Raw genomic sequence first — 21,621 nt, 5'->3', positions numbered from 1 at the left:
GATGGGAAGACCCGCTCGCGAACCCCTCGTCGGTCGCGAACGGGAACTTTCCGCACTCCAGCGGTCACTGGACGCGCTGGTCACGGGCCAGGCGGTAGTGGTGGCGGTGCACGGGGAGCCGGGCACCGGGAAAACCCGGCTGCTGGCCGAACTCGCCGAGCGGGCCGATTCCCTCGGGGTCGACGTGCGATTCGCGGCGGTGTCTCGACCGCCGAGCGAACGGATCTCCGAGCATTGTCCGTCGGTGCTGGTGATTGACGACGCGCACGCGGTGAAATGGGCGGAATGGCTGGAAACGCTGCTGCGGGCGCCGTCGCCGGGGCCGGTGCTGGTCGCGGTGGCCTACCGCGACGGGTGCCATTGGCTGCCCGCCGCGTTGGCCCGGTCGCCGTGGCAGGTGACCCGGTTGTCCCCGGGACCGCTCGATGCCGCCGACGTGGCGGCCCTGCTGCCCGGTACGCCGAGGCACATGTGCGCCCAGTTGGTCGCTGCGAGCGGCGGCAACCCCCTCTACCTTTCGGCACTGACAGGACACTCGCCTGAGGCAGTCCTCTTAGCCATCGACCCGCGCGGGATCGGCGAGACACCGCTGCCGGATGGCGTGCTCGCGGTGGCAGCCAGCGAGGTCCTCGCGTTAGACGAGGTGCGACGAGAAGTCGCGTACGCGGTGGCCGCCTCAGGCGCCCCTGCCGATGTGGACGTGGTGGTTCGGGTGGCGGGCCTACCGGAGGCGGTCGTGCTTCGCGCTCTGGACGACCTTGTGGCGAGTGGGTTGGTGCGCGCGCACGGCTCGCGGATCGCGTTCCGGCACCCGTTGGTCCGCGCGGCCGCGTACCAGTCCGCTGGTGTCACTTGGCGGACAAGGGCCCATAGGCGAGCCGGTGAGTACCTACGCCTCAAGGGCGGCCCCCTACCGCTGCAAGCGTTCCACGCGGCCCGCGCGGCCTCTTACGGCGATGCTGAGGCAGCCCGGACGTTGGCGAGCGCGGCGGAGGTCGTACTCGACTCAGCGCCTACCACCGCAGCGGCGTGGGTGGACCGCGCCATTCAGGTCCTCCCCTACGGCACAGGCGACCAGTTGCTGCCGCTACTGGGGCGCGCCTTAGGGCTCGGCGGCAACCTCCTACGCGCCAGGGACGTACTGCACACGTCTCTAGCCAATGGACAGTCTGGCCCAGAGGTCGTGCGGGCATGCGCACGAACCGAGCGTCTCCTAGGTCGCTACACCGAGGCTGAGGCGCTCTTGGCCAGGGCAGGCACGGCAGGGGTCGCGGCGGAACGAGCCGCGGTGGCGCTACTGCTGGGAGATCCCGCGGGGTGCGTCGGGCATGCCCGACATGCCATCGCGGAGGGCGATGAAGTCGCAGGGCACGTGTTGCTCGCGCTCGGCTCGGTCCGGGCGGGTGAGACGAGCGCGTATGCCGCGTGGCCCGCTGTTCGGCTGGTGGACGGGCTGCCGGATGCCGCTGTCGGCGACCACCTCGCCGGGTTGGCCTGGGTTGAGCTCGCACTGGACCGGACCGCCGAGGCGGCCAGGCACGTCCAGCGTGGCGTGGACATCGCTCGGGCCACGGGTCGCCGGTCGAGTTTGCCCGAACTCCTGGCGGTCGAGGCGGGTTTGGCGCTGCGTTCCGGTCACCTCGACCAGGTCCGCGTCAGCTGCCGGGAGGCGCACGCCGTCGCCGTGGCCATGGGCAGCGTGGAGTTGGCGGCGCTGGCGTCAGCGGTGGAGTTGCCCGCGATCCTGTGGCAGAACGGTCCGGAAGACGCGCTGGCGGCGGCGCCATCACCGAGGTCGCCGTGGTGGGCGGAGATCGCGGGGTTGACGGTCGCCGAGGCCCACCTGGCGATGGGCGATTTCACCGCCTGCGTCGGCCACATCACGGCCTCGGTGGGCACCGACCTCTCCCGGGCCAGCGGGCAGGCCAGGGGCACGTGGGCGGGGCACCTGGCGATCGCGATGGTCGGGCTCGGCAGGGCCGAGGAAGCCGCCGGGTTCGCCGAGGAAGCCGTGCGGGGGTCGAGCGTGATCGGGCATTTCGCCCAGTCGTACGTCTTCGCGGCGCTGGGACGGTCGACCGCCGCGCGGGACGAGGCCGCCCGCGCCATCACCGGTAGCCCGGTGCGGCGGGCTCGCGCCAGGGAGTTGCTGGCCGAGCACCTCGCGGCCGAGGGTGATCTCACCGCGGCGCGGGCCGAGTTGGGTCAGGCGAAGGAGGGCTACCTCGCCTGCGGCGCGACGTGGCTGTCGGCTCGGGTCAGGTTCACCGAGACGCGGCTGGGAGCCCGCGCGCCCCGACCACGTCGTCCACACGGGACGGTGGAGGCGTTGTCCGGCCGCGAGCTCGAGGTCGCCGAACTCGTGGCGTCCGGGTTGACCAACCGCGAGGTGGCGACCCGGCTGTTCCTCAGCCGCAAGACGGTCGAAGGGCACCTCGCGCGTGTGTTCACCAAGCTGGGCGTCAAGTCCCGCATGGGAGTTGCGCAACGGCTGGCCGCCCGCTCCTCTTAGCCGCTTCCCCTAAGAGTCTGTAAGGTTGCCGGGCCTCCGCTTGTCGCCGTCCGACTACGCACCGCACTGTGGTCCCGATCACGGGATCCACGGGAGGGGACATGGCAGTCAAGGAGCGGGCCGATCGGCGAGTGGTGGCCAACATCGCCAAGGGGTCCATCGGCAATCTGATCGAGTGGTACGACTGGTACGCCTACACGGCGTTCTCCATCTACTTCGCGGCGACGTTCTTCCCCAAGGGCGACCAGACCGCGCAGTGGCTGAACACGGCGGCAGTGTTCGCGGTGGGGTTCTTGATGCGGCCGATCGGGGGGTGGCTGCTGGGGCGGTTCGCCGACAGGTTCGGCCGCCGGAGGGCGTTGACGTTGTCGGTGACGTTGATGGCCTTCGGGTCGTTGATGATCGCTCTTACCCCCGGGTACGCGTCTATAGGCGTGGCGGCACCGGTGGTGCTGGTGTTGGCACGGCTACTCCAAGGGCTGTCTGTCGGCGGCGAGTACGCGACCTCGGCGACCTACCTCTCGGAGATGGCCGCGAGTGGTCGGCGCGGGTTCTTCTCCAGCTTCCAGTACGTCACGCTCACTGCGGGTCAGCTCACCGCGTTGGCGCTGCAGATCGTGCTGCAGAACGTGTTGACGCCCGCGCAGATGGACTCCTGGGGTTGGCGGATCGCGTTCGCGGTCGGGGCGCTCGGGGCTCTTGTCGTCATGTACCTGCGGCGCACGATGGACGAGTCCCCCAGCTTCGAGGCCGAGCGGTCCAACGAGACTCGGGGAACGCTTAAGGCGCTCCTGAAGCACCCCCGATCGCTGCTGCTGGTGGTCGGCCTGACGCTGGGCGGCACGGTCGCCTTCTACACGTACACGACCTACCTGCAGAAGTTCATGGTGAACACCAGTCACATCGACAAGGCCACGGTCGCCTGGATCAACTTCTTGGCGTTGGTGGTGTTTGTGGTGCTGCAGCCGATCGCCGGGGCGCTGTCGGACCGGATCGGTCGTAGGCCGCTGCTGCTGGGCTTCGGCGTGCTGGGGACGCTGTTGACGGTGCCTCTGCTGACCGCCCTGGCCAAGACCAACTCGGCCGTGCCCGCGTTCTTGCTGATGGTGGGCGCTCTCGTCATCGTCACCGGGTACACGTCCATCAACGCGGTGGTGAAGGCGGAACTGTTCCCCACGCGGGTCCGCGCCCTCGGTGTTGGCCTGCCCTACGCGCTCACCGTGGCGATCTTCGGCGGAACGGCTGAATACGTCGCCCTGTGGCTCAAGCAAGCCGGGCACGAGTCGGTGTTCTTCTACTATGTGGCGGGATGTGTGTTGGTTTCCCTCGTGGTCTACGCGGTGATGGGGGAAACGTCCACCGACTCGCCGCTCGAGGACCGGGACTGACGATGCGCGTGCTGCTGGTCGAGGACGACGACGGGGTGGCGGCGGCCGTGCACGACGTGCTGACCACCCACGGGCACCCCGTCGAGCGGGTCACCCGGGGCGCCGACGCGCTGATCCGGCACCGCGACGCCGACGTGGTGCTGCTCGACCTGGGGCTGCCGGACATCCCCGGCCTGGAGGTGCTGCGCAAGCTCCGCAAGCTCGCCTCGACCCCGGTGGTGGTGATGACCGCGCACGGCGACGAGCGCACGGTGGTGCGCGGGCTGCGGCTGGGCGCCGACGACTACCTGGTCAAGCCGGTGCGGCTGATCGAGCTGCTGGCCAGGATCGAGGCGGTGACCAGGCGGGCGCTGGCGGCCGAGGGCGTGCGTCCCGCGGTGGTGGAGATCGACGACGTCGCGGTGGACCTCAACGCCAGGCGGGTCACGGTGGCTGGCGAGGCGGTCGGCCTGACCAACCTGGAGTTCGAGGTGCTCGCCGCGCTGGCCAGGCACCCGGGGACCGCGGTGAGCAGGCAGCAACTGCTCGACGAGGTGTGGGGCGACGCGTACCTGGCGGTGTCGCGGTCGCTGGACGTGCACCTGGCGGCGCTGCGGGCGAAGCTGGGGCGGCCGGAGCTGGTGCGCACCATCCGTGGCTTCGGCTTCCGCCTGGGCGACTGACGTGCGCGGGCGCCTGCTGCTGGTGCTGCTGGGGTTGTCGCTGGCGGCGCTGGCCGGGTTCGCCGGTCCGCTGCTGCACAGCACCTCCGCCGAGCGGACCCAGCGGTTCGCGCTCAGCCGCACCGCCGACCTGGACCGGTTCGCCGAACTGGCCTCGGTCGGCGGTGACCGGCTGGTCGCCGAGGTCCGCGCGCACGTCGAGCTCTACGGCGACGCCGTCGTGGTGATCGACGCGCGCCGAACGCCGGTGTTGGAGACCGGTATGCGCGCCGACGAACCCGCGGTGCGGGCGGCGCTGGACGCGGCGCTGCGCAACCAGCCCGCGGCCGCAGCACCGGCCGTGCTGCCGTGGTCGTCGGGGGCGGTGCTGTTCGCCAGGCCTATAGGCAGCGGCACCAGGGTCACCGGAGCGGTCGCGTTGCGGTCCACTGTGGACCAGGCGGCGGCGGACGTGGGGACGCGGTGGGCGATCGCGCTGACCGGGGTGGTGAGCGCGGCGCTGGCGTTCGTGGCGCTGGCGCTGCTGCTGGCCAGGTGGGTGCTGCGGCCGGTGGCGGAACTGGAGCGGGGGGTGCGCGCGGTCGGCGGCGGGTCGCCGGGGGCGCACGTGTCACCGGTGCTGGGGCCGCCGGAGCTGCGCGGGTTGGCCGAGTCGTTCAACCGCATGTCCGACGCGGTGGCGGACTCGGCGCACCGGCAGCGGGCGCTGGTGGCCGATACCTCCCACCAGCTGCGCAACCCGCTGGCGGCGCTGCGGCTGCGGATGGACTCCCTGGCGGGCAGGGTGTCGTCGGCGGCGGAACCGGCGTACGCGTCGATGGTCGCCGAGCTGGACCGGTTGGAGTCGCTGCTGGACTCGATGCTGCTGCTGGCTTCGGCGGACACGGCGGCGACAGAGTTGGCGGTGGGGTCGGACGCGCGGTGCGACGCGGGGGTTGTGGTCCGCGAGCGGGTCGACGCGTGGGCGTCAGCCGCCGACCGGGCTGGGGTGGCGGTGGTCGAGGACATCGCAGCGGTTGCGGTGGGCTGCTCGGAGTCGGACCTCGCGCAGGTGGTGGACGTCTTGCTGGACAACGCCATCAAGTACGCCCCCGGCGGGACCGTCCGCGTGTCGGTGCGGGATCCGGGGGTGGTCGCGGTGACCGACGACGGTCCGGGGGTCGCCGCGGAGGACCTGCCGAAGCTGACGGACCGGTTCTGGCGCGCGCCAGGGTCGGCGCCGGGCTCGGGTCTTGGGCTGGCCATCGCTGATCGTCTGGTGACCGCGTATGGCGGCGAGATGCGAATCGCCGTCGCGGAGCCGCACGGGTTGGCAGTGACCGTCTCGCTTCCTGGGGGTGCGTGATGGCTCTATCACGGCGCGGGTTCTTACTCGGCGCGTTGGCAGTGGCCGGGTGCTCGTACAGCAGCCCGACCGGGCGGGTGCGGATCGCGGCCGGAGAGCCGGGCGGGTTCTACGTCGAGTTCGCGCGGTTGTTGGCCGGGGAGATGCGCGCGGTTGAGCCTGAGTGGCAGGTGGAGGTGGTGGAGACGTTGGGGAGCGTCATGAACCTCTCGCGGGTGGCGGCGGGTGAGGCGGAGCTCGGTTTGACGTTGGCGGATGCCTTGGCCGCGGCGCGATCCGGCAGCGAGCCCTTCACCGCGCCTATAGACCTGACCGCGCTTGGGCGGGTCTATGAGAACTACATGCAACTCGTCGTCCGCGCCGACAGCCCCATCCGCACCCTGCCGGACCTGTCAGGTCACCATGTCTCCCTAGGGGCGTCTGGTTCCGGCGCAGCCCTCTTCGGCGGCAGGCTCATAGAGGCTGCAGAAGTCCGGGTCATCATCGACCACCACCCCCTCGCGGACGCTGTCGCCGCACTACGCGAGAACCGCGTCCAAGCCCTCCTCTGGTCCGGCGGCCTACCCACCCCCGCGCTGTCGGAGTTGGACAACGCCATCGGCATCCGCCTCCTAGACCTCGCCTCTTACATCGCCCCGCTCCGCAGCCACTACGGCCCCGTCTACGACCACGTCACCATCCCCGGCAACACCTACCGAGACCCCACCCCCATCACGACCATCGGCGTCCCCAACCTCCTCATCCCCTCCCCCGGCTTGTCGTCGCCCACCATCGCCACCACAGTCCGCGTCCTGGTCGACCGAGCCACCACCCTCGTCCCCCAACAAGCCCTAGGCACCCAATACCTCGACGTCCGCTCCCTCATCGACACCGCCCCAGCCCCCCTCCACCCCGCCGCCGCCCAGATGTACCGAGACCTCCGCGGCTGATGCCGTACGGTGTATGTTCGCTGAGGTGCGCCCACAGCCGGACCTGACCTTCGCCGAGGCCCTGCGACTCCTGGACCGGGACGCGCCCGGGTTCGTCGACAAACTGGACAAGGCGCTCGGTGTCGCCGTGCTCGGCTCGGGGGTGGTCGCGGGCTTGGCGGCACTGGGCACACCGCTCGCCCCGCTTGCCGTGCTCGCCTGCGTTTGGGGTTGGGTCGACCAGAAGAACGAGGGGATCAAGCTGCTCCGGGCGGCGCTGAAGCCTGCCCGCTTCGTCGACAAGCGCGGCCGCGAGCGCCGTGACCTCCTCGAATCCGCCCACAGTCTGCTGGTGGCGTCCTCATTGCTCGAGGTGCTGGTGGAGACACTGGGACCCAAGACCGTGAAACGGCTCGCCATCACCAAGGCGGATCGCACCCACATCGCCACCGGCGCCATCGCCGCGCAGACCGAGTCGGCCCTGGATGCTCTCTACCGGGCGCAGATCCCAGCGCCATCCCGCGGCTTCGTCGAGAACCTGCCCGCGGTCCGGTCGTGGCTCTTCGTGGCCACGGGCCGAACCGCCGAGGTCCTCGCCCGGCTCAAGGCCGACTTCACCCTGGCGATACCCAGCTTCATCGAGAACGTCCTGGCACGGTACGAGAGCCGGTTCCTGGAGTTGGCCGCCGACATCCCCGAGTTCGCCCTGTGGTCCTCGCTCAACGAGCACGCGGCGACGAGGGGCATCCTCGCTGCCCACACCGAGACGCTGTCCCGCCTGGAGAGCCTGCTCTCGCTCACCACCAGCGGCCCCGAGCTGAACGAGGACCTGCGCGCGCTGCACCTGGCGAACCGCGCCGTGTTGTCGCACCCCATCCTGGACGCCGATGCGGAGCGCTACGGCGTCGACGTCGTCTTCCCGACCGTGGAACGCGGTTTCGTCACCCCGCACTACCAGGTGAAGGGCAAGAGGTGGGAGGACCAGCCGCGGAAGGTCGACTTGGACGTCATGCTGGCGGCACACCTCACCTCGGCGACCGCGACGAGGACGCCGCTGCTCGTCCTTGGGCATCCCGGCGCGGGCAAGTCCCTGCTCACGAAGGTGATCGCCGCTCGGCTGCCGACCTCGAACTACACCGTGGTCCGCGTCCCGCTGCGCAACGTGGACGCGACGGCACCGATCATCGACCAGATCCAGCAGGCGCTCGACAAGTCGACGCACCTGCGGACGTCGTGGCCACGGCTGGCGCACCAGAGCGCCGACACGGTGCGCGTGGTGTTGCTCGACGGCCTCGACGAGTTGCTCCAGGCCGTCGACCGCCCCAACTACCTGCGGGAGGTCCGCGAGTTCCAGCGGGTCGAACGCGAGCAGGAGCGGCCGGTCGCGGTACTGGTCACCTCGCGCACCGTCGTCGCCGATCGGGTCGCCACCCCGGCCGACACCACGGTGATCCGGCTCGCCGAGTTCAACCTGGACCAGGTGCGGGACTGGCTCGCCAGGTGGCAGGCGACCAACCCGGGCGTGCGCGAGCCGAGCACCCTGCCGAACCACCTCGCCGAACAGCCGCTGCTGCTGCTCATGGTCGCGCTGTACCTGGCCGACCCGTCGACCCCGAACCTGGACAGGGGGTTGTCCCAGAGCGCGCTGTACGAACGCATCTTCGACAACTTCACCCGTCGGGAAGCCCGCAAGGACAAGGTGGCGGGAGCGCTGGACGACGCCGTCGCCACGCAACTCGAACGGCTCTCGATCGCGGCGTTCGGCATGTTCAACCGGGGCACGCAGAGCATCAGCGAGGACGGCCTCACTGCGGACCTCACCGCGCTGACCGACTACTCCGGCCGCTCGGGTGAACGCCTGCTGGGCAAGTTCTTCTTCATCCACTCGGCCGAGGCGCTGACCCAGCGTCGAACCCGCACCTACGAGTTCCTGCACGCGACATTCGGCGAGTTCCTCATCGCGCGGCAGTTGCTGCACGAGTTGACCAGAGCGGCCCAGGTCGCCAAGTACAACCGGGGCGACCCGAACGACGCCATGCTCTTCGCCCTGCTCTCGCACCAGTTCCTCGCGCAGCGGTCGACCATCCTGGCGAGCTTCGAGCAACTCTTGAGCGCTGAGAACCGCGCCGAGGTCGAGCGGACCGTGCTGACACTGCTCCGGGCGTACCACAACCGAACGCACTCCACGCAGTACGACGCCTACCGGCCGACAGAGGTGGACCACGTGCGCCAACTCGCCGTGTACTCGGCGAACCTCGCGACGCTGGCCAGGCTGTTCGGCGGCCTTCGGCACGTCTCGGAGCACATGGACCCCGCGCTGTGGGAACCCACCGTCCGGTTGTGGCGAACGCAGCCCGACTGCGCCTACGCGATGGAGTGGCTCAGCATGGGCAACAACACCACGGCCGCGTCGCTCGACTACCACATGGCGAATGTCCTGCGCGACCGCGATCTCGTCGACAAGGAGGTGTTCCTCGAGCAGCTCCGGATCCAGTTCATGCACATGGGGAAGCAGCAACTGGTCAGGGAGTTCGTGAGGTTCCTCGATGCCACCAGCGGCGCCTCGAAGCTGTCGGCTGAGCAGCGGCAGGCTCTGCGGGCCTGGCCTGGCGCCAAGCCGCCACCACATCCTCCTCGTCCACCAGGGGCACTATGAAGTGGGTGTCCTGGCCGTTGCGCATCCACAGCTTGATGCGGTCGTTCAGGTCCGTCACCAGCTCCCGGACTAAGCGTTCGGTCGGGGCTCCGCGAACGACGTCCGGCAAGCGTTCGATCTCCTTGCGCAGGCGGAGAGGTTCGGGCAGCAGTGCCTCAGTCTCGACGCCTTCTCGTTTGAGGTAGGCGGTTAGCCAGGCGTTGGGGTCGTGGAGGTTGGGGAGGGGTTTGCCCGCTCCGGGGAGGTTGTCGAAGTCGCCGCGGTTGGCGGCTTCGACGATTTGGCCTTCTACCCAGGACTCCATGGAGGTGTCTGGGGGTTTGCGGCGGGTCATGAGAGGGACCGGTAGCGGGACAGGGCTCGGTCGATGAGGGCGTCGGTGGAGCCCAGGTACGCGGAGGGGTCTAGTAGGGCTTCCACGTCGACCGACGCCAACTCCGGGGCTGCGCGGAGGGCTTCGGCGAAGTTCTCCGCGCGGGAGAGGCGAGCTAGGAGCTTCTTGGCCTCTACCTTGCCGAGGACGGGGGCCAGGGCGACGTTGAGGCGTTCGGAGACGATGGTGCCGCCGGTGATGGCGAGGTTTTCGCGTAGGCGTGCGGGGAAGACCTCTAGGCCTTCGGCCAGTTCCGCGGCGGTGGCGGCGGCTCCGCCCAGGCAGCGCAAGAGTTCGCGGAGGGGCTGCCATTCGGCGTGCCAGGCGCCGGGGGCTCGTTCGTCTTCGGCGACCATGGACTGCGCCAGGACCGTCGCATAGAGGGGAACTTGGCGGGCCGCGGCCATGATGAGGGTGGCCAGGACCGGGTTGCGCTTCTGTGGCATGGCAGAAGAAACACCGCGGCCTTCGGCGGAGGGTTCGACGACCTCGGCCACTTCGGTGCGGGACATGCCCTGGACGTCGAGCGCGAACTTACCCAACGCGCCGGTGACGATAGAGGCCGCGGAACCGATGTCGACGTAAGGGGTTCTCAAAGCGTGCCAGGGGACAACAGCCTCAGGTAGGCCCAACACCGCTGAGAACTCTGCCGAGAGCAAGAGCCCGTGCGAAGGATCCCCCGCATACTCCACATAGGACGCCAGGGTTCCCGCAGCGCCTCCGAGTTGGGCGGGCAACGCCACGCCGCGCACGCGGTCCACGCCGTCCAACACCGATGACAGCCAGCCCGCGGCCTTGAGCCCGAAGGTGACTGGCACGGCGTGCTGAGTAAGAGTTCGCCCGGCCATCACCGAGTCGCGGTGGTCTTCGGCCAGCCGCGCCAGGGCGGCGGCGACGCGCAGCAGGTCGCGGGTGACGACCTCGAAGACGCGGCGGGTGATGAGCATGGCGGCGGTGTCGAGGATGTCCTGGCTGGTGCCGCCGCGGTGCACGTACTCGCGGGCGTCCTCGGGGACACGGCCGGTGAACGCGGTGACAAACGCCACGATGGGGTTCGCGCCACCACGCGAGCGCACGGCCAGGTCGACCACGTCGAGATCGGCGACAGTGTCGGCGATGGCCTCCGCGGCAGCGGCCGGGATGACCCCCAGCTTGGCCTGCGCGCGGGCCAGGGCCACCTCGACCTCGACCATCGCGGCCACCCAGGCCTCGTCGGTCACCAGGTCGGCCGCCTCGGCCCCCGCCCACACCGGGGCGAGCAGGCCACTGTCGGTACCGGTCACGGGGCTCCTCAGGCCGGTCGCGCGACCGGGGGCCGCACGGTGCTGGTCGCCGCCAGCGCCGCCCGGGCGATGGCGTCCGCGTCGGCCAGGATCACCGAGTTCACCCCAGGGCGAATGCCCGCCGCGGTGACCCAGTGCACCGACTCGGTAGGAACACCGTATCCGAAGCGGCCGGGGTGGGGGGTGCCGTCGGCGCGCAACAGCCGGTACGGGCGCGGGGTGACGGCGAGCCCACCTGTCTCGACCGCCCCCTCGGGGTCCGGGATGTGGTAGGGCACGCAGTCGCCCCGTTCGAGCATGGACGCGATGAGCGGGTCGCTGGTCTGGCGGATGTCGACCTCCGGCAGCCGCGCCTCGACCAGCGTCGTGCACAGGACAGCCGATCCGCCGACGCGCGGCGAGCTCACCAGGAACCCGCGGTCGGCCAAGTCCACGCGCATACCCGGTCCGACTACCCGCACGATCCCAGCCTCGATAAGAGCCACCAATTCAGCCACCCGTTGAGCGGGCGGGCCGATGGACAAGTAGGCGTTGAGCGGGGTGTACCAGCCGTCGAGGTCGTTGCGGTAGGAGGTGCCGGTGACGCCACCGTGGTCCACCGCCAGGCGGATCTCGTTGCGCATGTCCCGCAAGACATCCAGGGCGGCCTTGACCGGGTGCGTCACGTTGCCGCCCGGTATGTCCGCGCGCAGCAACTCCACCAACCACGCGTCGAACTCCGCGGGCGATCCGAACCGCCGTCCACCGTCCGGGTGCGCGATCAGCCCCCAGTCCCACGGCTCCACACCGGACGCCTCGACCAGTCCGGGCTCCCCCGCGATGAACCGCTCGGCGAACTCGTCCCCCAGCAGGGTCCGGTAGTAGACCAGCTCGACCTCGCGGGCGACCAGCGGCCAGATGTCCTCGCGGAACGACACGGCCTCCCGCGCACGCAGGTCGGCGATGACCTCCAAGGTCAGGAACACCGGCTCGTGACGCCCAAAGGCGCCCTTCTCGTTCTCCCCGCGCGCGTGATAGGGCAACCCGCGACGAGAGCCAGTGACAATCATGGGTTCGTGCCCCGACGGCACATAGGCCAGAGAACCGTCTGCTCGCTCCTTGAACCGCCCTCCCCGGTCGCCGCTAAGAAGCGCGAGGTAGTCGAAGAACGCCAAACCCATCCCCCGCACCGCGATGACCTCGCCGGGCATGATGCCCGACAGGTCCATCTCGGACGGATTCCCCGGCGGCACATAGCCGAGGCCGCGGGAGTCGGCGAAACCGGCCAACCGCGACTCCATGGCGCCAAGAGGCATGTCGACGTGGCCTTGCGCCAAGACCACCGCGGACAGCCCGGAGAGAACCTGACCGTCAGACAGCGTCACGCACTGCCCGTCGAGGAAGTCATCGACCGCCACAGCGGTAAGACGATGAACTTCGACCTCTACGCCAGGGGGCGCTGTGCGCCGCACATGGTCGAGGAACCAGTCCAGGTAGTGGCCATAGAACGCCCGGGTGGGGTAAGAGTCCGGTGTCAGCGCAGCGGCTTCAGCGGCGACAGCGGCAGGAGTCAGCCCAGCGGCCGCCCAGTCATAGAGGCACGGTCCAGGGCGGATAGGCCCGGCGCAGTCGACGGTCAGGTCGGTGAACATCGACACCTGGCAGGCGATGGTGTTCATCAGCAGCGACGCGGGCTGGCTCGTCGACCACACCCGCCCACCCCGGCCAGCGAACGGGTCGACCAGGTGCACGACCAGCGGCCCCCCGGCGTTGGCGCACAGCCGCTCCAGGACGCTGAGCCCGCGCGGACCAGCGCCGATGACACAAACGGTTCGACCAGACCTGTGCATGCGTACTTCCCGGGTGGACATGGGTGCGGGGGCGGGCCCACCAACGGCCCGCCCCCGCAGCCAACTGTTCAGCGAGCGCGGGAGTGTTCCCGCGCTACCGCGCGATTCACTTGATCTCGATCATCGGGCACCTCCCTCTGCAGTGTCCGCCCGGGCACCGGCGGTGGCCGGGAGCCTGGTCTCGCCCCGCACGCCGGTCGGCGTGTCCGGGTCGAGGGCGGTGCGCACCGCGACGGACTCGACGCCGCGCACGACGGCCTCGGTCTCGGCCGCGGTGAAGTAGCGGGTGTCCACCGACATGGTGAACTCGATGGAGTCGTCGGGGTCGTCCACGTTGAGGTACAGCTTCTGCCTCGGCATGCCCGGCTCGTCCTCCCAGCGGACCGTGGCGCGCGCCAGGGCGGCGGTGAGCGCGTCCGCGTCCGGGTCCGCCCCCTCGGCGGGCGCGCGGTCGGAGGTGCGCCGGTCGTTGAAGAAGCAGGAGAAGTCGATGGGTTCGCCGCGCTCGGCGACGACCTTGTCGACCACCTCGTCCTGGGCGTCCGGGTCGTAGTAGGCGTGCTTGTAGGCGTTCATCGTGCTGCGCGCCGCCCGCGCGACCGCTTCACCGAGGGTGATGTCGGCTACGTCGATCAGGTAGGGGCTGATCTGCACGATCGTGCTCACCGAGTCGGCGAAGCCCGGCCGGAACCGGTTGCTCACCATGAGCATCGCCATCACCGGGTTGCTCGCCCCCGCCTTGGCCAGCGCGACCGCGAAGCAGGCGAGCAGCACTGGGGAGGTGCTGATCCCGGCCCGCCGCGCCACCGCGTCCACCGCCAGCCGGGTGGCCGGGGAGCGGAAGCGGATCATCCGGAACGTCGGGTCGCGTTGTTCGCGGGGCTCGCCGAAGCGCAGCGGCGACACCGTGTTCAGCACGTGCTCGAGGTAGCGCAGCGACGCCGCCGACTGCCGCAGCGCGGCGGGCTGCTGCTGGGCCTGCGCTTGGGCGAGCGGCTGCACGGCCGTGACCGGCGGCAACGTGGCCGGGTCGCTGCCGAGCTCGCCGATCAGCACCTCCAGGCCGCCCGCGTCCATCGCCAGGTGCAGGTACACCGCGACCATGTGGGTGATCCGCCCGTCGGTGCGCACGACGGCCATCCGCACCGGGAACTCGTGCTCGTAGTCGAACGGCACGCTCGCGTACCGCTCCTGCACCGCCTCGGCCACCGCGGCCGGGTCCGACCCGCCCGCGTCGACGACCTCCAGCACGACCTCACCGGAGGACGCCAGGCTCTGCCGGGGCCTGCCGTCGGTGAACACCAGCCGGGTGCGCAACGCCTGGTGCCTGCTCACCGCCGACCGCAGCGTGGCGACGACCTGCTCCACCTCGACCCCGGGTGGCAGCGCGATGGCGCCGCCCATGGTCCGTGATTCGCCCGAGCGGGCGATGGCCTGCCAGATGCCGATCTGACCCCAGGTCAGCTCGGCCTCGCCGCTGCCATCGCCGTGGAACGGAACGGGGACGCGCTCCAGCTCCATGATCACCAACCCGTGCTCTTGAGCACCGAGCGGACCGCTTCGGCCAGCTGCTGCCGTGTCGGCTGCAGCACCGCGTCGAGCTCGGGGACCGCGCCGACGATCGCGCCGTCGGGCCTGGTCACCCGCTTGGGCGGGGCCTGCAGCCGCATCTCCTCGGCCGCGGTGGCGAGGATCTCCGCGCCCATCCCGCAGGAGCGGTTCGAGTCGTCGAAGACCACCAGCCGCCCGGTCTTGGCGACCGACTCGGCCAGCCCGGCCCAGTCGAACGGGTACACCGAGCGCGGGTCCCACACCTCGATCGAGGCTTCGTCGGCCAACTCCTCGGCGACCGCGAGCGCCTCGTGCACCAGGTGCCCCAGCGCGACGACGGTGACGTCGGTGCCCGGCCGGTGCACCCGGCCGCTGCCCAGCGGGATCGGCGCCAGGTCGGTGTACTCGACGATCTCGCGGACGCTGAGCGAGGCGAGCGGGCCGAAGAACACCACCGGGTCGTCGTCGCGGATCGCGGTGGTGAGCAGGCCGTAGGCATCGGTCGGGGTCGCGGGCAGCACGGTCTTGACGCCCATGTGCGCGAACATGCTGTACGGCTGGTCGGAGTGCTGTGCGCCCCACCCGGCCCGCCAGCCCGCCGCGGGCATCAGGTAGGTGACCGGCACGCTGCGCTGGCCGCCGCTCATCATCAGGAACTTGTTGGCCTGGTTGGTGATCTGCTCGAACACCAGCAGCAGCAGGAACGGGATCTGGAACTCGATCACCGGCCTGCGCCCGGCCATCGCCGCGCCGGTGGCGAAGTTGGTGAAGCCCTGCTCGGTCAGCGGGACCTCGACCACCCGGTCCGGGCCGAACCGCTTGAGGAACCCCGCGGTGACGTTGGTGAGCGCGAAGTTCATGTCCTCGCCGAGGACGAAGACCGACTCGTCGCGGTCCATCTCGTCGCCGAGCGCGCGGTTGAGGGCCTTGAGGTAGGACAGCTTGGGCACGGCACACCTCCTTCCCGGTGTTAGAGCGACACGCCAGGCCTCGGTCGGAAGCCGTCGGCGTAGTAGTGGTCCATGGCGTCGGCCGGGTCCGGCCGCGGACTGTCCACGGCGAACCGGACGACCTCGTCGAGCTCGCGCTCCACCTCGGCGTCCACCCGCTCCCTGGCCGCCGCGTCGACCCTGGCGGCCTGGATGTCGAGCGGGTCGCGTTCCTTCCACGCGTCGATCTCGGCCTGCTCGCGGTAGCGCAGCCGGACGAGCATCTCGAACGTGTGGTGGCCGTGGTAGCGGTAGGTCCGCATCTCCAGCAGCGACGGACCGCCGCCGGAGCGGGCCCGCGCGACCGCCTCAGCGACCGCGGCGTGCACCACCTCGACGTCCTGACCGTCCACAACAGACGACGGGATGCCGAACGCCTCGCCGCGGCCGGTGATCGTCCCGGCTACCGCCGTCTCGACCGGAAGCGTTGTGGCGTAACGGTTGTTCTCACAGATGTATACCACAGGGAGCTGCCACAGACCGGCGAGGTTGAACCCCTCGAGCAACGCGCCCTGGGTGACCGCGCCGTCGCCGAAGAAGCTCAGCACGACCTTGGGCTCACCGGCTTTCGCCGCGGCCCAGGCGATCCCGGCCGCGATGCCCGCGCCGTGGCCGACGGTGCCGGTCGCGTTGTAGACGCCGGAGGTGAAGTCGGACGGGTGGAACGACCCACCGCGCCCCTTGTCGATACCGGTGACCCGGCCCGCCATCTCGGCCATCACCCGACCCGGGTCGCTGCCCTTGGCCAGCAGGTGGCCGTGGCCGCGGTGACTCGAAAGCACGATGTCATCGGGGTCCAGCGCGGCGCAAGCCCCAGCCGCCACGGCCTCCTGCCCGATGCACGGGTGGATCCCGCTGAAGATCTCCCCGGCGCGGACCAGGTCGATCGCGCGTTCCTCGAACCGGCGGATGAACCGCATGGTCCGGTACAGGTCGAGGCTGTCGGGGGTCGTCACCCCGGCGGGCACGGTGGCACTCGCCGGGACGGCGGCGACACCGGCGACCGCGAGGCCGTCCAGCGCGGCGGGAACCGCGACGCCGTCAGCCATTGCGCCCACCGCCCAACGCGGCGAGCACATCGGCGGGCCATCGGGTGGAATCCTCGCCATGCCTGGCTATCAGAGCCATCGCGAGCCGTTCCAGTCCGAAAGCGACACACGAGGTGTTGGCCGGTTCGCCGCCCGCGGTGATGCCGAACGTCTCGCCGAAGTGCTCCTTGTGGTAGTTCGCCGACGCCACCGCCTGCACGGTGCCGTCCGCGACCGGGACCTTGAGCTCCCACTTGAGCTCCTGCATCCGTTGCGCGGCCTGGTAGACCTTGCGCCCCGGGCCGAAGAACGGGTCGTCGGCCACCTCGACCGACACGGCCAACCCCAGGTCGGTGAACCAGCCCTCGACCTGCTCCAGCCGGGCGGCGCGCCACTTCAGGCAGTGCTCGTCGGTGGCGACCGTCACCAGCTCCAGCATCCGGAACGACCGCATCCGCCCCGGTTCGCTGGTGGCCTCCTGCCGGAAGCACGACGCCTCGACGGTCACCTTCGCGGGCTCGTCGAGCGAGCTGCCCTCCAGCGCGGCGTAGACCGGGTAGCAGGCGGCGGGCAGCAGCACGAGATCGCCGATCTGCTGCTGCGCGTACCACTCACCGCCCTGCTCCACCAGCGGTTTGAGCCTGGCCCAGCCGTTGGGTGTGCCGCCGTAGCCGTGCACGGTGCCGAGCAGGTTCGGGAACGCGGCGACGTACCCGGCGCGTTCGATGGTCTTGCGGGAGATCACCGGCGGGATGACCAGCCGGTGGAAGGGCTCGTCGGCGGCGAGCGCGGCGACCCCGTCGCGCAGCAGGCCGATGACCCGCTCGAAGCCCGGTGGCGACAGGAACACCCCGGGGACGCCGGTGTCCAGCGGCAGACCCGCACCCAGTCCCGAACTCATGGCGCCACTCCCTGTCCTGGCCAGAGGTGCTCGCGCACCTGGTAGTCGTCTTCGCCCGCCAACGCGACCGCCGCCGCGTAGCCGGGTGGCGCGGGCAGGTCCCGCACCCGGTAGGGCCCGTCGGCCTGGCGGACCACCCGGCGCCCGTGCACCGGCAACCGCAAACCGGGGAACAGCCGCCCACCCGCCGCTTTCACGCACGCCTCCTTGCGCGCGAGCAGATCGGTGAACCGCACCGGGCAGTCGGCCACGTGCGCGGCCTCCTCGCCCGGGTAGAACCTGGCCGCGGTGCGGGCCACCGGCATGCCCTCGTCGACGCGCTGCAGGTCGACCCCGACCGCCCGGTCGGCGGTGCAGGCCACCATCGCCAGCCCCTCGGACCTCGACAGGCTCATCCGCAGGCCGTCGACCTCGGGTTTGCCGTGCCGCCCGAACCGGTAGCGCACCCGGTCCGGGGCGATCCCGAGCGCCCGCCCGGTGAGCACCCTGGCCGCCCCGTGCGCGGCGACGTACTCCCGCCGCCGCGGCGGGTCCAGCTCCCCGGCCCGCTCCCGCTCGCGGGCGTCGAGGTAGCCGTGCAGTTCGTCGAGAACCCCTTGCGGGAGAACCGAATCGACGAGCCAGACGGTGACGGTGTCCATCATGCCACCGCCGGGACCGTCTGCGCCAGGGCCAGATGATCCACAGTGGAGGTACACAGTAGACCGTGCGCGGGTTCGTAGTCGGCGAGCACGACGGGGCCTTCGTGGCCACCCTGCGCCAGTTCCCACCAGATGCCCGTGTACGGCTGCCCCGGCTCGGCGACGACGGACGCGACACCGGGGGCGACCTCGGCCAACCGCGCGGAGGCGATCACCGTGGCGTCGATCCCGGAGAGATCCGCGCGCAGCAGCCCGGGAACGCGGTACGCGTCAACACCGGTGCGCTGGCGAAGACCGACCGGACGTCCTTCGCGCTCCAGGCGCAGGGCGACCGCGGTGTGGCGGTTCGGGACGGGCGCCGGTTCGTGGAGTTCGTAGTGCAGCGCGGATTGCTCGACGACAAACACCAGCGCCCGCGAGCATTCCCCCGATCCCAGGTACGCCTCGGTGAGCCGCAGAGCGGTGAACGCCGCGCCGCTGCCCTGGTCGCACACCGCGAACGCCATCGGCCTGCCCGGGCACTGGTCGCTCAGGTAGCAGGCCGTGGCCCGCCCCAGGCGCAGGTCGTGCATGGCGAAGGCGAGCACCAGCAGGTCAACCGGCTCGTCCGGTCCGACGATCGAGGGCAGCATCGCCTCGGCCATCTCGCCGAACGAGTGCCCGACGCCCTCGGTCAGCAGGTCCTCGCGCAAGGCGTTGCCGTACGGGCGGACCAGGTCGGCCAGGAACGGCCGCAGCGCCGGGTCGAGCGCGGTGGGCGAGGTCTCGGCGAACACCCTGGCGTGCGCCGCGACCAACCGGGCGGGCCCGGTGGTCGCGCCGGGGGCACCGGAGGTGAACATCACTCGTCCGCGACGGTGTGGGCGGCGATGTAGGCCGCGAGGGTGCCGACGGTCTCCAGGTCGTTCTGGTCGATCTCCTCGACGTCGATCTGGATCTCCAGCTCGTCCTCCAGCTCCAGCAGCAGCTCCAGCGTGCTCGCCGAACTCAGCCCGAGCTCGGTGAACAGCCTGGTGTCGCTGGTCAACCCGGTGACCTCGCGCTTGAGCACCCTCGGCAGCAGCTCGGCCATGCTCCCGGTGACCCGGTCGAGCAACTCCGGGTCCACAGTGGATTCGGCGGTGCCTGCCGCCGCATCGATCGCCTCAACAGAGCCCACGGGGCCCTCCCATCACACTAGTGCTCGAAGACCATCGCGGAGAACGTCGCGCCCAGTCCGGCCGCGCCGACCAGGTACCGCTCCCCCGGCCGCAGCCGTCCGCCGTCGAGGGCGGTGCGGTAGTTGAGGAACGGGTCGGCTGCGAAGCTGTGCCCGGTGACCGCCACGTTGTCGAGCACGACCCGCTCGACCGGGTACCCGATCCGCTTGGCGACCCGCCGCCACGACACCGAGTTCACGTTGTGCGGCAACAACACCGCGATGTCGTCGAGGGTGAGCCCGGCCCGGTCGACCGCGGCGAGCAGCACCTCGGCGAGCAGTTCCGGGTACTCGTTCTGGAACCGCGCGGCGAGCTCGGGGTCGATGATCAGCCTACCGTCGAAGTCGCCGCGCACGCTGGACGCGTAGGACAGCAACCGGTCGCGGGGACCGTCGGCGCTGACCAAGGCGGCCGCGGCACCCTCGCCGAACACCGCGGTGTCGGGCACCAGCATGGCATCGGGGGTGAAGGTCTTCTCACCGGAGACGATGAGCGCCAACGCGTCCGGGTCGGGGTCGTTGGCCAGCAACCGGCCCGCGACGTCGAGCGCGAGCAGTCCCGTAGCACACGCCTGGTGGGTCACGGTGAAGGTCAGCGCGTGTTCCAGGCCGAGCTTGGCGCACAACTCGCGCAAGGGGTTGCGCGGGTACGGCACGGCGACCGGCATCCCCCGCGCGTAGATGACGTAGCGGACGCGGTGCTCGTCGCCGCGCAGCGTGTCCAACTGGTCCGTGGCGGCCACGAGCAGGTCGAGCAGGGTGCCGTCGTTGTCGAGGCACACCTCGTCGAGACCGTGGAACCGGCGGAACAGCCGCACCTGCCGCTCGGTGAGCCCGAACCGCGGCGCCAACTCCTCCAGCGGCACCCGGTCCGGCGGCAGGTACGCGGCCACCTCGCGCAACGCGGTCACGAGTGGATCCCCGTCGTGGCTCCCGGGTCGAGCGCGGCGTCGACCAGCACGGTCTCGATCTCGGTGAGCAGACCGAGCATGGACGCGGGCGAGACCCGGGTCGTGTCACCGGTGAGGGTGAACACCACCGCGTCCGGCTCGGCGTCGACGTCGAGGTAGAGCAGCGGACTGTCCACATCGGTCCACATGACCCACTCGTGGCTGGTGTCGGCCCGCGCGGCCAGGATCTCCTCCGCCGAGGGCGCCACCAGTTCGTGCTCGTCGCGGCCCGGTGGGCGGCGGTCGTTGAAGTAGGTGTCCATCTCGACCCGCCCGCCGAGCTCCTCGGCGACCCGGTCGACCATGGCGGCGCGCTTCTCGGGGTCGTAGTAGGCGTACTTGTAGGTGACCATGGTGGCCTGCCTGGCCCGGTGCACCGCTTCGCCGAAGGTGGCGTCGGCGAGGTCGACCATCAGCGGGCAGGTCTGCGCCATGGTGCTGACCGACCCGACCAGCGACTGGCGGAACCGGTTGTTCACCGCGATCTGCACCGCGACCGGGTTGTTGCCGACCGTGCGCGCCAGCGCGCAGGCGTACCCGGCCAGCAGCACCGGGGAGGTGTCGGTGCCCAGCCGCACGGCGATGGCCTTGGTCGCCAACCACGCCGCCGGGGACCGCAGCGACAGGTCGCCCCAGCGCGGTGACCTGTGGTCGTCGGATTCGCCCTCGACCCGCTTGGGCGAGACGGTGCGCAGCACCCGCTCCCAGTAGCGCAGCGCGGCCTCGCTGTTGCGCAGCACGTTGGGCTTGCGCTGCTGCTCGGCCAGCTCCAGCGGCTGGGTCGCGGCCTGCGGCACCGTCGGCTCGCCGGTCGTCCAGTCCATTGTGGCCAGATCGGTGACCAGCGCGTCGAGGCCGTGCGCGTCGATGGCCAGGTGGCTGTAGACCGCGACCGAGTGCGTCGGCTCGCCGTCCTTGGTGATCACCGCCATCCGGACCGGCCACTCGTCGGCGTAGTCGAAGTTGGCGTCCTCGTACTCGAGCTTGACCCGCGCGGCGACCTCGGCCGGGTCCTGCTCGCCCGCCTCGACCACCGCCAAGCCGACCTGCCCCGAGGTGTGCACCTGTTGGCGCGGACCACCATCGGGCTTGTCGAACACCATCCGGGTCCGCAGCGACTGGTGCCTGGCCATCACGTACCGCAGCACCATCGCCGACTGCTCGACCGTCGTGCCAGGTGGCAGCGGCGTGATGCCGCCCATCGTCTCCGAGTGCCCGGTCTTGACCACCGTGCGCCACACGGTGCGCTGGCCCCAGGTCAGGTCACCGACCCCGGAGCCGGTCCCGTGGAAATCGACGAGGATCTTCTCCGTCATCCCGCTTTACTCCCCGCCGCATTGAGCTTCTAGCGGGCATTGTTGGGAGCGCATCGGAAAGTGTCAATACTCCACCTGCCGACCATTCACC

The 21,621-nt window shown here is 70.6% G+C and carries 17 protein-coding genes and 1 pseudogene; 6 read left to right on the top strand and 12 right to left on the bottom strand.

Going from position 1 to position 21,621, the window contains the following annotated elements; genetic code table 11:
• The first annotated feature begins 1 nt into the window (after nt 1).
• The 6 genes from JOD54_RS19840 to JOD54_RS34310 all read left to right on the top strand — a co-directional run bounded on the left by JOD54_RS19840 (nt 2) and on the right by JOD54_RS34310 (nt 9,471).
• Nucleotides 2-2,512, top strand: coding sequence for a BREX system ATP-binding domain-containing protein (locus tag JOD54_RS19840; RefSeq protein ID WP_204451965.1), 2,511 nt, complete (start codon nt 2-4; stop codon nt 2,510-2,512).
• 101 nt (nt 2,513-2,613) lie between these two features.
• On the top strand, nt 2,614-3,900 hold the full coding sequence (locus JOD54_RS19835) for an MFS transporter (RefSeq protein WP_204451964.1): 1,287 nt from the start codon (nt 2,614-2,616) through the stop codon (nt 3,898-3,900).
• A gap of 2 nt (nt 3,901-3,902) precedes the next feature.
• Nucleotides 3,903-4,562, top strand: a complete 660-nt coding sequence (locus JOD54_RS19830) for a response regulator transcription factor (RefSeq protein WP_204451963.1) — start codon at nt 3,903-3,905, stop codon at nt 4,560-4,562.
• A gap of 1 nt (nt 4,563) precedes the next feature.
• A complete protein-coding gene (locus tag JOD54_RS19825) occupies nt 4,564-5,907 on the top strand; it encodes a sensor histidine kinase (protein WP_204451962.1) in 1,344 nt (447 codons plus the stop codon).
• Nucleotides 5,907-6,836 (top strand): TAXI family TRAP transporter solute-binding subunit, encoded by a 930-nt coding sequence (locus tag JOD54_RS19820; RefSeq protein ID WP_204451961.1) that lies wholly within the window; start codon nt 5,907-5,909, stop codon nt 6,834-6,836. Before JOD54_RS19825 ends, JOD54_RS19820 begins: the two co-directional genes overlap by 1 nt.
• 25 nt (nt 6,837-6,861) lie before the next feature.
• Nucleotides 6,862-9,471 carry an NACHT domain-containing protein gene (locus JOD54_RS34310; protein WP_239573440.1) on the top strand — a complete coding sequence of 870 codons (2,610 nt, stop codon included), beginning with the start codon at nt 6,862-6,864 and terminating at the stop codon, nt 9,469-9,471.
• A gap of 103 nt (nt 9,472-9,574) precedes the next feature.
• On the opposite strand, the pseudogene JOD54_RS36040 reads toward JOD54_RS34310, so the two are convergent.
• The 12 genes and pseudogenes from JOD54_RS36040 to JOD54_RS19760 form a co-directional block, all read right to left on the bottom strand.
• Nucleotides 9,575-9,775: pseudogene (locus tag JOD54_RS36040) on the bottom strand (DnaJ family domain-containing protein); the annotation flags it as partial.
• 26 nt (nt 9,776-9,801) lie between these two features.
• The gene (locus JOD54_RS19810) at nt 9,802-11,127 is read right to left on the bottom strand and encodes a class-II fumarase/aspartase family protein (RefSeq protein WP_204451959.1); all 1,326 of its coding nucleotides are present in this window, start codon (nt 11,125-11,127) and stop codon (nt 9,802-9,804) included.
• Between the two features lie 8 nt (nt 11,128-11,135).
• On the bottom strand, nt 11,136-12,956 hold the full coding sequence (locus JOD54_RS19805; protein ID WP_204451958.1) for an FAD/NAD(P)-binding protein: 1,821 nt from the start codon (nt 12,954-12,956) through the stop codon (nt 11,136-11,138).
• Nucleotides 12,957-13,076: 120 nt separating this feature from the next.
• A complete protein-coding gene (locus JOD54_RS19800) occupies nt 13,077-14,477 on the bottom strand; it encodes a condensation domain-containing protein (RefSeq protein ID WP_204451957.1) in 1,401 nt (466 codons plus the stop codon).
• A gap of 2 nt (nt 14,478-14,479) precedes the next feature.
• Nucleotides 14,480-15,457, bottom strand: a complete 978-nt coding sequence (locus JOD54_RS19795; protein ID WP_204451956.1) for an alpha-ketoacid dehydrogenase subunit beta — start codon at nt 15,455-15,457, stop codon at nt 14,480-14,482.
• Nucleotides 15,458-15,477: 20 nt separating this feature from the next.
• Entirely contained in the window at nt 15,478-16,545 is a 1,068-nt protein-coding gene (locus tag JOD54_RS19790) for a thiamine pyrophosphate-dependent dehydrogenase E1 component subunit alpha (protein ID WP_239573439.1), read from the bottom strand.
• Nucleotides 16,538-17,425, bottom strand: a complete 888-nt coding sequence (locus tag JOD54_RS19785) for a class-II aminoacyl-tRNA synthetase family protein (protein ID WP_204451955.1) — start codon at nt 17,423-17,425, stop codon at nt 16,538-16,540. Before JOD54_RS19785 ends, JOD54_RS19790 begins: the two co-directional genes overlap by 8 nt.
• A complete protein-coding gene (locus JOD54_RS19780) occupies nt 17,422-18,069 on the bottom strand; it encodes a 4'-phosphopantetheinyl transferase family protein (RefSeq protein WP_204451954.1) in 648 nt (215 codons plus the stop codon). The genes JOD54_RS19785 and JOD54_RS19780 overlap by 4 nt, the downstream gene beginning before the upstream one ends.
• Nucleotides 18,066-18,908: a hypothetical protein gene (locus tag JOD54_RS19775; RefSeq protein WP_204451953.1), complete on the bottom strand. Its 843-nt coding sequence runs from the start codon at nt 18,906-18,908 to the stop codon at nt 18,066-18,068. The genes JOD54_RS19780 and JOD54_RS19775 overlap by 4 nt, the downstream gene beginning before the upstream one ends.
• Nucleotides 18,908-19,225: a phosphopantetheine-binding protein gene (locus JOD54_RS19770; RefSeq protein ID WP_307860179.1), complete on the bottom strand. Its 318-nt coding sequence runs from the start codon at nt 19,223-19,225 to the stop codon at nt 18,908-18,910. Before JOD54_RS19770 ends, JOD54_RS19775 begins: the two co-directional genes overlap by 1 nt.
• 17 nt (nt 19,226-19,242) lie before the next feature.
• Nucleotides 19,243-20,175 (bottom strand): 3-oxoacyl-[acyl-carrier-protein] synthase III C-terminal domain-containing protein, encoded by a 933-nt coding sequence (locus tag JOD54_RS19765; RefSeq protein ID WP_204451952.1) that lies wholly within the window; start codon nt 20,173-20,175, stop codon nt 19,243-19,245.
• Nucleotides 20,172-21,530, bottom strand: coding sequence for a condensation domain-containing protein (locus JOD54_RS19760; RefSeq protein WP_204451951.1), 1,359 nt, complete (start codon nt 21,528-21,530; stop codon nt 20,172-20,174). The genes JOD54_RS19765 and JOD54_RS19760 overlap by 4 nt, the downstream gene beginning before the upstream one ends.
• Between the last annotated feature and the right edge of the window lie 91 nt (nt 21,531-21,621).

The organism is Actinokineospora baliensis (assembly GCF_016907695.1).
GTDB classification, from domain to species: Bacteria; Actinomycetota; Actinomycetes; order Mycobacteriales; family Pseudonocardiaceae; genus Actinokineospora; species Actinokineospora baliensis.
The sequence above is the reverse complement of the archived record's forward strand: the minus strand, read 5'-3'. Positions and strand labels throughout refer to the sequence as shown.

Excerpts from the sequence above, each read along its gene's own strand:
- JOD54_RS19840 (WP_204451965.1), top strand. The coding sequence starts at position 2 with ATGGGAAGACCCGCTCGCGAACCCCTCGTCGGTCGCGAACGGGAACTT.
- JOD54_RS19835 (WP_204451964.1), top strand. The coding sequence starts at position 2,614 with ATGGCAGTCAAGGAGCGGGCCGATCGGCGAGTGGTGGCCAACATCGCC.
- JOD54_RS19830 (WP_204451963.1), top strand. The coding sequence starts at position 3,903 with ATGCGCGTGCTGCTGGTCGAGGACGACGACGGGGTGGCGGCGGCCGTG.
- JOD54_RS19820 (WP_204451961.1), top strand. The coding sequence starts at position 5,907 with ATGGCTCTATCACGGCGCGGGTTCTTACTCGGCGCGTTGGCAGTGGCC.
- JOD54_RS19805 (WP_204451958.1), bottom strand. The coding sequence starts at position 12,956 with ATGCACAGGTCTGGTCGAACCGTTTGTGTCATCGGCGCTGGTCCGCGC.
- JOD54_RS19800 (WP_204451957.1), bottom strand. The coding sequence starts at position 14,477 with ATGGAGCTGGAGCGCGTCCCCGTTCCGTTCCACGGCGATGGCAGCGGC.
- JOD54_RS19790 (WP_239573439.1), bottom strand. The coding sequence starts at position 16,545 with ATGGCTGACGGCGTCGCGGTTCCCGCCGCGCTGGACGGCCTCGCGGTC.
- JOD54_RS19785 (WP_204451955.1), bottom strand. The coding sequence starts at position 17,425 with ATGAGTTCGGGACTGGGTGCGGGTCTGCCGCTGGACACCGGCGTCCCC.
- JOD54_RS19780 (WP_204451954.1), bottom strand. The coding sequence starts at position 18,069 with ATGATGGACACCGTCACCGTCTGGCTCGTCGATTCGGTTCTCCCGCAA.
- JOD54_RS19775 (WP_204451953.1), bottom strand. The coding sequence starts at position 18,908 with ATGTTCACCTCCGGTGCCCCCGGCGCGACCACCGGGCCCGCCCGGTTG.
- JOD54_RS19760 (WP_204451951.1), bottom strand. The coding sequence starts at position 21,530 with ATGACGGAGAAGATCCTCGTCGATTTCCACGGGACCGGCTCCGGGGTC.